This is a genomic window from Mesorhizobium sp. WSM4887, assembly GCF_029625865.1.
In the GTDB taxonomy this organism is placed as follows: domain Bacteria; phylum Pseudomonadota; class Alphaproteobacteria; order Rhizobiales; family Rhizobiaceae; genus Mesorhizobium.
This window is the reverse complement of the sequence record NZ_JARTVP010000003.1, coordinates 659,374-673,720: the sequence shown is the minus strand read 5'-3', so window position 1 is coordinate 673,720 and position 14,347 is coordinate 659,374. Positions and strand designations below refer to the sequence as shown.

The window sequence follows — 14,347 nt, the reverse complement described above, 5'->3', positions numbered from 1 at the left end:
GGGGGGGGGGGGGGGGGGGGGGGGGGGGGGGGGGGGGGGGGGGGGGGGGGGGGGGGGGGGGGGGGGGGGGGGCGGGCCGCGCGCGGGGGGGGCCCCCCCCCCCGCCCCCCCCGCGCCCCCCCCGGACCATATTGATGCTTACTTCACATTGGCGCCGACAACGGCGTCCCAGTTCTTGGTGATGGCTTCTTTCGCCTTGCCCTGTTCATCGAGCGTCGGAAACACCGCGGCCGCATAGGACTCGGCCGGAGGCATCTTCGCCAGCATATCCGCCGGAACCTTGCCGTTCTTGGCGAGATCGTTGAAGCGGATCGGGTGGCAATAGCCCTTCAGCCAGCCGATCTGGCCTTCGTCGGAGTACAGATATTCCAGCCAAAGCTTGGCCGCATTCGGATGCGGCGCGTAAGCGCTGATCGCCTGCACGTAAACGCCGGCGACAACGCCGGTCTTCGGCACAATGACGTCAACGGGGGGATTGCCCTTCAGCGTGTCGCGACCGGAGAGCGCGTTGTAGTCCCAGGTGACGAGGATCGGCGTCTGGCCCTGGGCGAGCGTCGCGGTTTTGCCGATGACCGGCACGAAGTTGCCGGCGGCATTGAGCTTCTTGAAAAACTCGAGCCCAGCAGTGCCTGCGGCTTCGCCAGCGGCAGCGCCGCTGGCAAGGCCGGCGGCGTAGACGGCCTGGATAGCCTGGTTCGAAGCGCGCGGATCGCCGGCAAGGGCAACCGAGTTGGCGAATTCAGGCTTCAGCAGGTCGGCCCAGTCGGTCGGCGATTCTTTGACCAGATCCTTGTTCACCTGGAACGAGAGCACGCCATAATAGTCGCCTGTCCAGTAGCCGTCAGCGTCCTTGGCGCTGTCCGGAATAGAATCCCAGGTCGAGACTTTATAAGGCTGGATCAGGCCGTCCTTCTTGGCGGACGGACCGAAGGACAGGCCGACGTCGATGACGTCAGGTGCCTGCGGGCCCTTGTTGTCCTTGTTCGCTTTGATCGCCTCGATCTCATCGCCGGAGCCTGCATCCGGGTTGAGCTCGTTGACGGTGATCTCCGGATACTTCGCCTTGAAGCCGGCGATGACGTCGCCATAGCCGCACCAGTCGTGCGGCAGCGCGATGGTGGTGAGCTGGCCCTCGGCTTTCGCCGCCTTGACGAGATCGTCCATCGCGTCGGCGGACGAAATCACCGTCGACGCAAACAGCGCCGCGGCCGAAAGGGAAAGCACTTTCCCCGTGAATTTGAACATGTGTTCTCTCCGTTGAACTGACGCCATTGGACGCCTGCGATGCGGTATCGTTTTCGTGTGACAGCCAGATGAAAGCTTTGTGAAAGCGGCACCCCGCAACACGAAAAAGTAAACTCTCTTTAACCGGCTGTAGCAATCGCTTCGCGATTCTTTTTCCGGCTAATTATTCTCCTCCTTGCATTCCGCCCGTTGCCCTTTCCTTTCCCCTCGTTTCCAGATCAACTTTCCGCTGCAAATTGGTTTACACAGACCCTACGATGGCATTTTCGAGCAGAGCAAGCGCCCCTTTCTTGGTGAGCTTGACCGGATTGCCGCCGGCGGTCGGATCGACCACCGCCATGTCGGCGATCAGTGTCTTGCGGTTCTTGTCCATGTCGAGGCCCTTGATCAGGCCGGGCAGCGCATGCGGCACCTTGAGCTCCTTGCGCAATTTAATGACGGCTTTTGCGAAGCCATCGAAGCCGCCCTTGATGCCGCAATAGGCGGCGAGCCGCGCGATGCGATCCTCGATCGCATCGCGGTTGAAGGCGAGGACATAGGGCATGAACACCGCATTGGTCATGCCGTGATGCGTGTCGTAGAGCGCGCCGATCGGATGCGACAGAGAGTGGATGGCGCCCAGCCCTTTCTGGAAGGCGGCCGCGCCCATCGCGGCCGCGCTCATCATATTCGCGCGGGCGACCAGATCCTTGCCGTTGGCGAAGGCCTTGGGCAGGTTCTCGAACACCAGCCGGATGCCTTCCACGGCGATGCCGTCGGCCATCGGATGATAGCCCGGCGCGCAATAGGCTTCGAGGCAGTGGGCGAGCGCGTCCATGCCGGTGCCGGCCGTGATGAAGGGCGGCATGCCGACCGACAGCTCCGGATCGGCAATCACGATCGCCGGCAGAAGCTTGGGGTGGAAAATGACTTTCTTGGTGTGGGTCTCTTCATTGGTGATGACGCCGGCGCGGCCGACCTCGGAACCGGTGCCCGCCGTGGTCGGCACCGCGATGATCGGCGCGATCGCATCCGAGTTGGCGCGCGCCCACCAGTCGCCGATGTCCTCGAAATCCCATACCGGACGCGTCTGCCCGGCCTGGAAGGCGATCAGCTTGCCGAGGTCGAGCGCCGAGCCGCCGCCGAAAGCGACGACCCCGTCATGCTTGCCGTTCTTGAAAACGGCGATGCCGGCGGTCAGGTTGGACTCGACCGGGTTCGGCTTCACCTCGGAAAAGACGCCATAAGGCACCTTGGCATCGTCGAGGATCTTCAGCGTCGAAGCGACGACGGGCAGCTTCGCCAGCCCCGGGTCGGTGACGAAAAGCGGGCGCTTGATGCCTGCCGCAGCCAGCGCGTCCGGCAGTTCCTTGATGCGCCCCGCGCCGAAGCGGACGGTGGTGGGGTAGTTCCATTTGGAGGTGAGCTTGGACATGGATTGTCTTTCGAAAAATCAGATCGCTTCGCGCAGGTGATAGGATTTCGGCCGGGTCAGGTTGTCGTAGCCGATGGCGGACAGCGCCGCGCCCTTGCCGGTGTCCTTGACGCCGGTCCAGACCAGCGCCGGATCGAGATAGTCGCAGCGGTTCATGAACACGGTGCCTGTCTGGACCCGGTCGCCGATCGCCACGGCGCGCTCGGTGTCGCGCGTCCAGATCGAGGCCGTCAGCCCATAGGGGCTGTCGTTCATCAGCGCGATGGCTTCCTCGTCGTCGCGCACCTTCATGATGCCGACGATCGGCCCGAAGCTTTCCTCGCGCATGACGCTCATCTGGTGGTCGACACCGGTCAGCACTTCCGGCGCCAGATAGGGCGAGCCCGGCCTGTCGTTTTCCACCTTCATGGCGATGTGCGCCTTGGCGCCCTTGCGCAGCGCCTCTGCCTTCTGCTCGCGGATCAGGTCGGCGAAGCGTGCCTGCGCCATCGGACCCATGGTCGTCGCCTGCTCCAGCGGATTGCCGACGACATAGTTCCTGGTCTCGGCGACAAAACCTTCGACGAACTCGTCATAGACCTTTTCGTGCACATAGACGCGCTCGATGCCGCAGCAGCATTGGCCGGAATTGTAGAAGGCGCCGTCGACCAAATTGGCGACCGCATGGTCCATTTTGGCGTCGGGAAGGACATAGGCCGGATCCTTGCCGCCGAGCTCGAGGCCGAGCGTCATGAAGGTGCCGGCCGCGGCCTTCTCGATGGCGCGGCCGCCGGCGACCGAGCCGGTGAAGTTGACATGATCGATCTTGCCCGAGCCGAGCAGCCTTTCGGTCTGGTCGTGGTTCATGACCAGATTCTGGAACAGGCCTTTCGGCAGGCCCGCCTTGTCGAACGCCTGCTGGAAGCGCTCGCCGACCAGCAGCGTCTGCGCCGCATGCTTGAGGATGACCGCGCTTCCGGCCATCAGCGCCGGCACGATCGTGTTGACCGCGGTGAGATAAGGATAGTTCCACGGCGCGATCACCAGCACGACGCCGAGCGGCACCTTCTTGACATAGCGGCGAAAGCCGTCCTTCGGATTGGAGGCCATGATCGGCTTCAGCGCAGCTTCCGCGATCTCGACCATGTAGCTGGTGCGTTCCTTGACGCCGCCGAACTCGCCGCCATAGCGCACCGGCCGCCCCATCTGCCAGGCGATCTCGGGCACGATCTCGTCGCTGATGCCGACCAGCGCTTCCAGCATCGCCAGCATGTACTTGCCGCGCTCGGCGACCGGTGTCTCGGCCCATTTCTCCTGCGCCGCCCTGGCGCGCTCTACCGCCGCATTGATCGCCTGATCCGTCGCGACCGGCCGCTCGGCGTAGATCGAGCCGTCGATGGGTGATTTGAGTTTTACGGTATCCAAGAAGACGTCTCCAAATTGACTCTTTCAGCAGGCGATGGCTCTGACATGACCCTGCGCGGCATAGGCCAAAATGGCCTTGTCACGGGTTACGATAGTCAAATCGCGCTCCCGCGCGGTCGCTATCAGAATTCGATCCATTGGATCGCTGTGAACGACACCTGGGAGGTAGGAGGCCGCTATGAGAATACGTGGCGTCACCCCTTCCACTGTGACGGCCGCCGCCTCAACGAACTCGTCGAACCAACGGTCGGGCGTCTTCGTGGACGGCAACCTGCCCTTCGACACCAGCATGCCCATCTCCCATGCCGACATGACCGATACGTTCAGCGTGCCGGACTGAGGAGCCTTGCTGATAGCCGTTGTCGCCGCATCGGCTATCGGTTCGTCCTGCGAAATCCAGATGACCGCGCAAGTGTCCAACAGAAGGTTCTCAGTCTTCATAGACCTTGCCCCAATACTGCTCGACAGGCTCCGTCAGATCGACCTCTGGGAGGATAGTAAGCGTTCCCTTCATGCAGCCGAAGATCGGGTGCCGTGTCGGTGTCCCGCCGATCTCGGCCTGAGCCGATTCGCCGAACCCCTTTGAAGTGCCGGAACCTGGCTGAACGCGCCGAAAGACCAGATTTTCGCCCGCTATATTGACGGACTCAGTCTGGAACCCCGCAGCCAGCCACTCCTTTGTCATTGGATTGTTGCTGGGGTTATTGCTCCACCAAGCAGGATACTGCTTGGACGCCGGTAGCTTTTCGCCAAGCAGCTTCTCGATGTCGCTGAACGACATCGGAACCCGCTCGCCGGTTTGAGCCATAAGATACGAACGCAAAGGCGAATACTTTCCCATTCTCACGCTCCCGAACTCAACCAGCTAAGACTACAGCTTTAGTTAGGTTCAGTCAAACGTTCGACTACAGCTTTAGTAGCGTTCAAACCCCCGGTGCAGTTCCCAATCCGTGATGCGGCGGTCGTATTCGAACTGCTCCCAGCGGGCGGTGTGGACATAGTGCTCGATCACCTCCTCGCCGAAGGCCTGCTTCAGCATCGTGGAGGCTTCCAGCGTCTCGGTGGCATCGCGCAGCGTCTTCGGGATTTCCGGCAGTTGAGACGCCTGATAGGCGTCGCCGACAAACGGCTTCTGCAGCTCCAGCTTCTCGTCGATGCCGGCGAGACCGGCCGCGATCAGCGCGGCGAAGGCGAGATAGGGGTTGAGATCGGCGCCGCCGATGCGGCATTCCATGCGGATGCCTTTGGTACCCTCGCCGCACAGCCGGAATCCCGCCGTGCGGTTGTCCTCGCTCCACATGATCTTGGTCGGCGCGAAGGTGCCGGCCTGGAAGCGCTTGTAGGAGTTGATGTACGGCGCCAGGAACCAGGTGAACTCCTTGGCGTATTTGAGCTGGCCGGCCGCCCATTGCTGACCGAGGCTCGACAGCGTCCATTCGGCGTTTTTGTCGAAGAACAGCGGCGTCCCGCCGTCGGCGCTCCACAGCGAATTATGGATGTGGCTGGAATTGCCGGCGAGCCCGTAATTGTACTTGGCCATGAAGGAGATGGCCTTGCCTTCGGAATCGGCGATCTCCTTGGCGCCGTTCTTCAGGATGACGTGGCGATCCGCCATCTCCAGTGCTTCGGCATAGCGCACATTGATCTCTTCCTGGCCCGGACCCCACTCGCCCTTGGAATTTTCGATCGGGATACCGGCTGCCTCCATCTCGTTGCGGAGCCGGCGCATGACGCCTTCTTCCTTGGTGGTGATGCCGATCTGGTAGTCGCCGATATAGGGCGAAGCGCTGTCGAGCCCTTGCCAGTGCTTCCTGCGCGCCGATTCATAGGTTTCGCTGAACAGGTAGAATTCGAGCTCGGAGGCGAAGTAGCCGATATAGCCGCGCTCGCTCAGGCGCTTGACCTGCTTCTTCAGGATCGCGCGCGGCGAATGCGCGAGGTCCTCATGGTCGTGATGATCGAGCACGTCGCAGATGACCAGCGCCGTCTTCTCCAGCCATGGGACGCGCCGCAACGTCGACAGGTCGGGTTTCATGACAAAGTCGCCATAACCCTTCGACCAGCTCGCCGCCTTGTAGCCTGGCACCGGCTCCATATCGATGTCGCAGGCCAGCAGATAGTTGCAGCCATGCGTCTCGCCATGCGCGGAATCGACGAAATACTGGGCCAGGAAGCGCTTCCCCGCGAGCCGGCCCTGCATGTCGACGATGCAGGCCAGCACCGTGTCGACCTCGCCGTTCGAGACCGCTTTCTTCAACTGATCGAACGAGAAATTCCCGGCCATTCCTTTGGCACTCCAACACTTGTCGATTGAAAGGGAGAAACGAAGCCCTGGCCGGCGTGACGCCGGCCAGAGCGATGATGTTCGATATCAGTGGCCGGTCTCGCCGACCGCCTGCTCTGCCGCCTTGATCGCCGCCTGGCGCGCCGCGATAATGTCGCCGAGCGGCGGCCCCTGGAAGCGGTTGCGCTCGAAGGCGAACCAGACGACCGCCGTCAGGATGAAGAAGCCGACGGTGATGTAGAGCGCCCAGTCGTTCGGCGGCTGGATGCCGATGACGAAGATCAGGATCATCGACACGATCGAGAGCAGACCGAACAGCATGAAGATGCCGCGGCCCATGTTCCACGGCCCCATCTTGTCCCACTTCGGCGTCCCCCAGGCCATCATGCCGAGCACGATCGGCACGGTGAAGGAGAGGAACAGGAAGATGACGGTGCAGGACACCACGATCGTGTAGGCCGAGGTGCCAGCGACCGAGACCACCGACGAGCCCCACACGAACAGCACCGACAGGATCGAGGCTGTCCAGATCGCCGCCACGGGCGTGCGATAGGTCGGGCTGACCTTGGAAAGCGCTGCCGAGCCGGGCAGGCCGCCGTCACGCGAGAAGGCGAAGATCATGCGCGAGGCCGAAGTGACGGTGGCAAGGCCGCACAGCAGCTGTGCCAGGAACACGACGAGATAGACGAACTCCTTCAGTCCGGTTCCGACGCGCTGGTCGAAGGCCCAGAAGAACACGTTCCAGCCCTGCTTGGCGGCCTCGTCCATGTTCGGGATCATCAACACGAAGGCAGCCAGGAACAGGTAGCCGAACAGCGCCGACCAGATGACCGACATGACCATCGCGCGCGGCACGGAAGAAGCCGCCTTGATGGTTTCCTCCGACGTGTGCGCCGAGGCGTCATAGCCGGTGATCGTATAGATCGGCAGCAGGAGGCCCAGCGCGAAGACCCAGGCGTTCGAGACCTGCGGCCACACGCCACCTCCGGCATCGCCTGAGTAGTTGTGGAAGGTGAAGAGGCGGCTGAAGTCCCAGGTCTCGGCCGAGAGCAGGCAGACCACCGCGATCAGGATCGAGCCGAAGAAGATCAGATAGCCCGAAAAGTCGGTGAGCTTTGCCGTCAGCTTGATGCCCAGATGGTTGATCAGCGCCTGCGCGCCGGTGATGATGACCAGGAAGATCGTCTGGGTGGTCAGGTTGTTTTCAATGCCCAGCGCCGGCCCGAAAGCGCCGACGAAGAAAGTCCAGGTGCCGACATTGATGGCGCCGAGCACGGTGATCAGGCCAAGCAGGTTGAGCCAGGCGGTAACCCAGCCGGTGCCGCGATTGCCGAGGATCGAGCCCCAGTGATAGAGGCCGCCGGCCGTCGGATAGGCCGAGCTGATCTGCGACATGGCGACCGCGAAGGTGAGCGACACGAAACAGCCCACCAGCCAGCCGATGCCGATGGCGATGCCGCCGGCGCCGGAGGTCGCCTGCGCCAGCGAGTTGATGCCGCCGGACAGGATGCAGATGATGGAGAAGGAAACCGCGAAATTCGAGAAGCGGCTGAGGCGTCGCTCCAGTTCCTGGGCATAGCCCATGCTGTGGAGGACTTGTATGTCCTCAGCCTTGTCGACTTCGGTGTAGTCATTTGCTGCCATGTTGGAAGTCCCCTGTGGTTTCTTAGCTGGCCGACTGTACTGACTTTCCCATTGCGCGTTGTCGGGAGCCCCTGGCCTCCTCGGGCTCCAGATTCGAGAATATGCCTGTGAGCAGATCCGCCCATTTCCGCTGCCCGGTCTCGCCGGAGATCTCGTCGTTACGGATTTCGATCATCGCGCAGGCAAGGCCGCGCGAGCGCGCGTGCCGTTCCAGCGTGAAATAGACGCGGTCGGCCGGCGAATAGGGTTCGTTGACGCCAACGGTGACGCCGGAGAGCCGCTTGAGCGCCGATATCAGCGGCGCGGCGAGCCGGCGATCGTCGTCATGGATGATGCCGATATGCCAGGGACGGGTCCTGCCCTTATAGACCGGCGTGAAGGAGTGCACCGACACCAGGCGCGTTTCCTGGCCGAGCGCCAGCCGCTGCTCGATGATTTCAGCGATCGTGTCGTGGAACGGACGCCACGCGAGATCGATCCGCTCCGCGCGCTGCTTGCCGGAGAGATTCGAATTGCCCGGAATGGCCGTCGCCTCGCTGACCGGCGGCACGAGGTCCGGCGCGTCGAGCGGGCGGTTGCAGTCGATCACCAGGCGCGAGATGCGGGTTTCGACCAGCGTGGCGTCGAGCGCGTCGGCCATCCGGCTGGCGACCGGCAGCGCGCCCGGATCCCAGGCGATATGCCGGGAGAGATCCTCGGCGGGCAGCCCGAGCGTTCCGAATTCGGCGGGCAGGAAGTTCGAGGCGTGATCGCAGGTGAGGACGAAGGGGCTCGAGCCGCCGGGGTTGGTCACCCTCACGGTCTCAGACGGTGCAAGGCTGGCGCGCCGTGCTTTCTCCATACTGCCGTCCCCTCGGGAGCGCTGTATCTTATGTTACGTAATTTGCCTCATTGCGCCCCTGTGAATGATTTCATACAGTTTACGCGGCTTTGTCAAACGCGGAATTCCGAAAACGGCGGCGACCGGGTCAAAGGGTGGGGAAAACGATGATCTCCAGTATTGCCGAACTGATTTCGGACCGCATCGGCACGATGCCGGCAGGCGAGCGCCGCGCCGCACAGACGCTGATTGCCAACTATCCGCTGACCGGGCTGAAGACCGTGGCCGAGTTCTCGACCGCGGCGGGAGTCTCCTCACCGACGATTCTGCGTTTCGTCGCGAGGTTAGGTTTCCAGAACTATCCCGAATTCCAGTCGGCGCTGCAGGATGAACTGGCCGCGCAATTGCAGTCGCCGGCCTCTCGCACGCTCAACTCGGCGTCGCCCGCCAATGGCGGCGCCGTTTCGCCGATGCTGGAGGCGACGCTCGACAACATGCGCGAGACGTTCCGGCACCTTACCGACAAGCAGTTGGCCGACATTGCCGCACGGCTTGCCGAGCGCCGCGGCAAGACCTTTCTGATCGGCGGCCGCTTCACCGATCCGCTCGCGCGCTACATGGCAGCCCATCTCGCCATCATCCAGCCAGACGTCTACCACCTCGCCGGCCAGGAGAGCATCTGGCGCGACCGGCTGATTGACATGGGCAAGCGCGACGTCCTGGTTATCTTCGACATCAGGCGCTACCAGGAAAGTCTGCTCCGCTTTGCCGAGAAGGCGCACCAGCGCGGCGTCCAAATCGTGCTCTTCACCGATCAGTGGCTCTCGCCGATCGCCCGCTTCGCCCGCCATGTGATCGCCGGGCGTACCGCCGTGCCTTCGGCCTGGGATTCGTCCGCCGCCCTCTTTGTCGTCGCCGAAACGCTAATCGGCGCGGTCACGAGGCAGCTCGAAGCCGCCGGCGCCAAGCGCATCCGCGACCTGGAGAGCCTGCGCTAGGCAGTTCCGTCCGTTCGGTTTTCCTTTAACCGAATGGCGGCCGGCGTCCCCCAAATTGCGGCAAAAGGTGGGACCGAAGCGATGATCCCGCTTCACGTTACCGAGATTTAATGTGCACGTTTGCGTGATAATTGCCATAAAACGCTGATATTATGATGTGGCGTGGCCGGTATCGCTCTCACGCCGTATCGTCGCTCAGCCTGCTTCCACTTGGAACCGGCGGACGATTCTGCCGCTGGAGTGTCAATGTCGAGCTGGAAACAGATTGTTCTTGCGCTGGTGATCGTGGTTGCCGCTGCGGCCGCCTGGGCGCGCTTCTATCCCGGCGCGCCTGAGGTATTGGCACGCTGGGGTATGGACTGGGCGATTGCGGCGACGCCCCCCGCCACGGGAAGCATCGAGAGCGGTTCTGTCCGGTCCGGTCGCAATCGCGCCGGCCAGATCGTGACCATTGTCGCCTCCCCTGCCGGCACCGCCACCATCAACGACAGGCTTCAGGCGATCGGGACCGGCCGCGCCAATGCGACAGTCACTGTCAATCCATACTCTTCCGGCCGCCTCACCGAACTGCCGGTGCAGTCCGGCACCCATGTCGAAAAAGGCGATGTCATCGCCAGGCTCGATTCGGAGACGGAAGTGATTGCGCGCGACCGTGCCAAGGTCGCGCTCGACGACGCCCAGGCGAAGCTCGATCGGGTCAAGTCGCTGCGAGCCTCCAATGCCGCCACGCAAGTTGCCGTCGCGGATGCCGAGGTGGCGCTCGCCAATGCCAAGCTGGCGCTGCGCGATGCCGAGCTCGCGCTCGAGCGCCGCTCTGTCGTCGCGCCTATCGAAGGCACTGTCGGTATCCTGCCGATCGCCGCCGGCAACTATGTCACCAGCCAGTCGGCGATCGCCACGCTTGACGACCGCTCGAGCATATTGGTCGATTTCTGGGTGCCGGAGCGTTTTTCCGCCGCTGTAAAGGTCGGACAGCGATTGTCAGCCACGCCGCTGGCCAACCCCAACCACGTCTATTCCGGCACGGTTTCGGCCATCGACAACCATATCGACGAGAACAGCCGCACGCTGCTCGTCAAGGCGACGATCGCCAACCCGGCGGATTCGCTGCGCGCCGGCATGTCGTTCCAGATCGCCATGAAATTTCCCGGCGACACCTATCCGGCCGTCAGCCCACTGGCCATCCAGTGGGGCACCGACGGCGCCTATATCTGGACCGTCGAAAACGGCAAGGCAAAGCGCGTGCCGGTGCGCATCATCCAGCGCAACACCGAGACGGTGCTGATCGATGCTCCCGTCGAGAGCGGTGACATGGTGGTGACCGAAGGCACGGAGAGTGTCAGCGAAGGCGGCGACGTCCGGATCGCCGGCGAGGACCGCGCCACCGCGGCCGAAGGCTCATGAGCGCCACCGGCGACCAGACCGCGGGATCGGGCCTGACCGCGCTCTTCATCCGCAGGCCGGTCATGGCCTTCGTGCTCAACACGCTCATCGCGGTCGCCGGCCTCGCAGCCTTCTGGGGCGTCGAAATCCGCGAACTGCCGGATGTCGACCGCCCGGTCATCACCGTCAACACCACCTTCGAGGGCGCGGCCGCCGAAACCGTCGACCGCGAGTTGACCGACCCGATCGAGGGCGCCGTCGCGCGCGTCTCGGGTGTCAAGTCGATCTCGTCGACTTCATCTTTCGGCCAGAGCCGCGTCACCATCGAGTTCAACGACGGCGTCGATCTCAATGTAGCCGCCTCCGATGTCCGCGATTCCGTCAGCCGCATCACCAACCAACTGCCCGAGACCGCCGATGCGCCGCGCATCGTCAAGGCCGACGCCAATTCCGACCCGGTGATGCGGCTGGCGGTCACGTCCGACACCATGTCGGTGCAAGACATGACGGTGCTGGTCCAGGACCGCATTGAGGACGAGCTCGCCGCCGTTCCAGGGGTCGCCGACGTCCAGGTATCCGGCGACCGCGACAAAATCTTCCGCATCGACGTCGACCAGAACAAGCTGGCAAGCCACGGCTTCACCGTGGCGGATTTGCGCAAGGCGCTCGCCTCCGTCGCCTTCGATTCCCCGGCCGGCTCGATCACCACCACAAACCAGGACCTCGTCGTGCGCACGACGGCCGACGTGACCACGCCGGAGGAATTCGAGAGCATCGTCATCGGCGGCGCGACGCGCATCCGCGACGTCGCCACCGTGACGCTCGGCCCCGACATCGGCCAGACCTCATTGCGCTCCGACGGCAAAACCGGCATCGGCCTCGGCATCATCCGCCAGGCGGAATCGAACACGCTCGATATATCGACCGGCGTCAGGGCCGCCGTGGAGAAGCTCCAGGCAAACCTTCCGCAAGGCATGTCGATCAAGGTCACCAGCGACGATGCCGTCTTCGTCAACGGCGCTGTGCACGAGGTTGAGATCGCGCTCGCGCTTTCCGTCTCGATCGTGCTGATCGTCATCTACGCCTTCCTGCTCGACTGGCGCGCGACGCTGATCCCGGGCCTGTCGATGCCGGTCGCCATGATCGGCACCATCGCCGCGATCTACCTCGCCGGCTTTTCCATCAACATCCTGACGCTGCTGGCGCTGGTTCTGGCGACGGGCCTCGTCGTCGACGACGCCATCGTCGTGCTCGAAAATATCGTGCGCCGCCGCAACGAGGGCATGGGGCCGCGAGCGGCCGCCGTGCTCGGCACCCAGGAAGTCTTCTTCGCCGTCGTTGCCACGACGCTGACCCTGGTCGCCGTCTTCGTGCCGATCTCCTTCCTGCCGGGACAGACCGGCGGGCTCTTTCGCGAGTTCGGCTTCGTGCTGGCGATGTCGGTACTGCTCTCCTGCGTCGTGGCGCTGACGCTCTGCCCGATGCTCGCCTCGCGCATGCTGACCAGCGCCTCTCTTCACCACGAAGGTGGCAGCGGCGTGGGCGCTCGCATCGGCGGCGCATTGCATCGGCTCTACAAGCGCTGCCTGCATGCCTGCCTCGGCGCCCCCTGGATCGTAGTGCTCGTCGCTATGCTCTTCGCTGGCACCGCCTTCACTTTGTTCGGCACGATACGTCAGGAGCTGACGCCGACCGAAGACCGCGCCGTCGTTTTGCTGCGCATCAACGCGCCGCAAGGAGTCAGCCTCGACTACACGACCGAGCAGATGCGCAAGATCGAGCGGCTGATCCAGCCTTTGCGCGATTCCGGCGAGATCCGCAGCACCTTCGCGAATGCCGGCAACAACGGCGCCTACAATAGCGGCTTCATGGTGATGACGCTGGCGCCGTGGGCCGAGCGGACGCGCAGCCAGCAGGAGATCATGGCCGAGATCAGCCGCGTGACAAAGCAGGTGCCAAGCGTCCGCGTTTTCCCGGTTCAGCCCAACAGCCTTCGCATCCGCGGCGCGGGCAGCGGCCTGCAATTCGCCCTGGTCGGCAACGACCGCAAGGCGCTAAGCGCGGCGGCGGTGCAGATCGTCGAGGAAATGCGGCAGGATCCGCGCTTCCAATCACCGCGACTTTCCGTCGACCTTACGCAGCCGCAGCTTGCCGTTGCCATCGACCGCGAGCGCGCCTCCGACCTCGGCATCGACATCACCGGGCTTGCGGACACGCTGCAGGCGATGCTCGACGGCAACGATGTCGTCGACGTCTACATCGCCGACCGCAGCTATGGCGTGAAGCTGGTCTCGACCACCAATCCGATCAACGATCCGACGGATCTGGAAAACATCTTCCTGAAAACGTCGGACGGCCGCTTCGTGCCGATGTCGACCATCGCCACGCTGACCGAGCGCGCCGTGCCGCCGTCCCTGACTCGCGAGCAGCAGCAGCCGTCGGTGGCGATCACCGCCAGTCTCGGCGGCAGCTTCGCGCTCGGCGATGCGCTGACCCGCGCCGAGGAGATCGCAACACCGCTGCTGCCGTCGGACGCGCGGATCGTGCCGCTGGCCGAGGCGGCGACACTCGGCGAGAGCAACAGCGCCATGGCGACCATCTTCGGTTTCGCGCTGGTCATCATTCTTCTGGTGCTGGCGGCCCAGTTCGAGAGCTTCGTCAGCGCCGTCATCATCATGGCGACAGTGCCGCTCGGGCTCGCCTGCGCCATCTTCGCGCTGCTTTTGTCGGGCACCAGTCTCAATGCCTACAGCCAGATCGGCCTGGTCCTGCTGGTCGGCGTCATGGCCAAGAACGGCATCCTCATCGTCGAGTTTGCCAACCAGCTGCGCGACCGCGGGCTTGGCGTGCGCGAGGCGATCGAAGAGGCCGCCACCATTCGCCTTCGCCCGGTGATGATGACGATGATCTGCACCGTGCTCGGCGGCGTGCCGCTGGTGCTGGCTTCGGGCGCAGGCGCCGAGGCGCGCGTGGCGCTCGGTTGGGTGATCGTCGGCGGCCTTGGCCTGGCGACCGTCTCCACGCTTTTCCTGACCCCTGTCGCCTATCTCTTGCTCGGCCGCTTCGTCACGCCCAAGGCGCATGAGGAAGCCCGCGTGAAGCGCGAACTCGAGCAAGCCGCCTATGCCAATGTCGAGCCGGCGGAATAGTGGACG

At 63.7% G+C, this 14,347-nt stretch carries 11 protein-coding genes; 3 read left to right on the top strand and 8 right to left on the bottom strand.

Features of this window, described 5'->3' with window-relative positions; genetic code table 11:
* Window positions 1-138 precede the first annotated feature (138 nt).
* The 8 genes from P9230_RS16850 to P9230_RS16815 all read right to left on the bottom strand — a co-directional run bounded on the left by P9230_RS16850 (window position 139) and on the right by P9230_RS16815 (window position 8,832).
* Window positions 139-1,245, bottom strand: coding sequence for an ABC transporter substrate-binding protein (locus P9230_RS16850; RefSeq protein WP_067002568.1), 1,107 nt, complete (start codon window positions 1,243-1,245; stop codon window positions 139-141).
* A 241-nt stretch (window positions 1,246-1,486) separates the two neighbouring features.
* Window positions 1,487-2,659 (bottom strand): iron-containing alcohol dehydrogenase, encoded by a 1,173-nt coding sequence (locus P9230_RS16845; RefSeq protein ID WP_067325857.1) that lies wholly within the window; start codon window positions 2,657-2,659, stop codon window positions 1,487-1,489.
* Between the two features lie 18 nt (window positions 2,660-2,677).
* On the bottom strand, window positions 2,678-4,063 hold the full coding sequence (locus P9230_RS16840; protein ID WP_067325854.1) for an aldehyde dehydrogenase family protein: 1,386 nt from the start codon (window positions 4,061-4,063) through the stop codon (window positions 2,678-2,680).
* A 24-nt stretch (window positions 4,064-4,087) separates the two neighbouring features.
* The gene (locus P9230_RS16835) at window positions 4,088-4,504 is read right to left on the bottom strand and encodes a type II toxin-antitoxin system VapC family toxin (protein WP_067325851.1); all 417 of its coding nucleotides are present in this window, start codon (window positions 4,502-4,504) and stop codon (window positions 4,088-4,090) included.
* Window positions 4,494-4,904: a hypothetical protein gene (locus P9230_RS16830; RefSeq protein ID WP_278114874.1), complete on the bottom strand. Its 411-nt coding sequence runs from the start codon at window positions 4,902-4,904 to the stop codon at window positions 4,494-4,496. Before P9230_RS16830 ends, P9230_RS16835 begins: the two co-directional genes overlap by 11 nt.
* 72 nt (window positions 4,905-4,976) lie before the next feature.
* Entirely contained in the window at window positions 4,977-6,347 is a 1,371-nt protein-coding gene (locus tag P9230_RS16825) for a glutamine synthetase family protein (protein WP_067325846.1), read from the bottom strand.
* 87 nt (window positions 6,348-6,434) lie between these two features.
* A complete protein-coding gene (locus tag P9230_RS16820) occupies window positions 6,435-7,991 on the bottom strand; it encodes an amino acid permease (RefSeq protein WP_278120012.1) in 1,557 nt (518 codons plus the stop codon).
* A gap of 22 nt (window positions 7,992-8,013) precedes the next feature.
* Window positions 8,014-8,832: an N-formylglutamate amidohydrolase gene (locus tag P9230_RS16815; protein WP_067002583.1), complete on the bottom strand. Its 819-nt coding sequence runs from the start codon at window positions 8,830-8,832 to the stop codon at window positions 8,014-8,016.
* Between the two features lie 146 nt (window positions 8,833-8,978).
* On the opposite strand from P9230_RS16815, the gene P9230_RS16810 reads away from it, so the two are divergent.
* The 3 genes from P9230_RS16810 to P9230_RS16800 all read left to right on the top strand — a co-directional run bounded on the left by P9230_RS16810 (window position 8,979) and on the right by P9230_RS16800 (window position 14,341).
* A complete protein-coding gene (locus P9230_RS16810; protein WP_067002767.1) occupies window positions 8,979-9,809 on the top strand; it encodes a MurR/RpiR family transcriptional regulator in 831 nt (276 codons plus the stop codon).
* A gap of 246 nt (window positions 9,810-10,055) precedes the next feature.
* A complete protein-coding gene (locus P9230_RS16805) occupies window positions 10,056-11,213 on the top strand; it encodes an efflux RND transporter periplasmic adaptor subunit (RefSeq protein ID WP_278120010.1) in 1,158 nt (385 codons plus the stop codon).
* Window positions 11,210-14,341: an efflux RND transporter permease subunit gene (locus tag P9230_RS16800; protein ID WP_278120008.1), complete on the top strand. Its 3,132-nt coding sequence runs from the start codon at window positions 11,210-11,212 to the stop codon at window positions 14,339-14,341. Before P9230_RS16805 ends, P9230_RS16800 begins: the two co-directional genes overlap by 4 nt.
* Window positions 14,342-14,347: the final 6 nt, after the last annotated feature.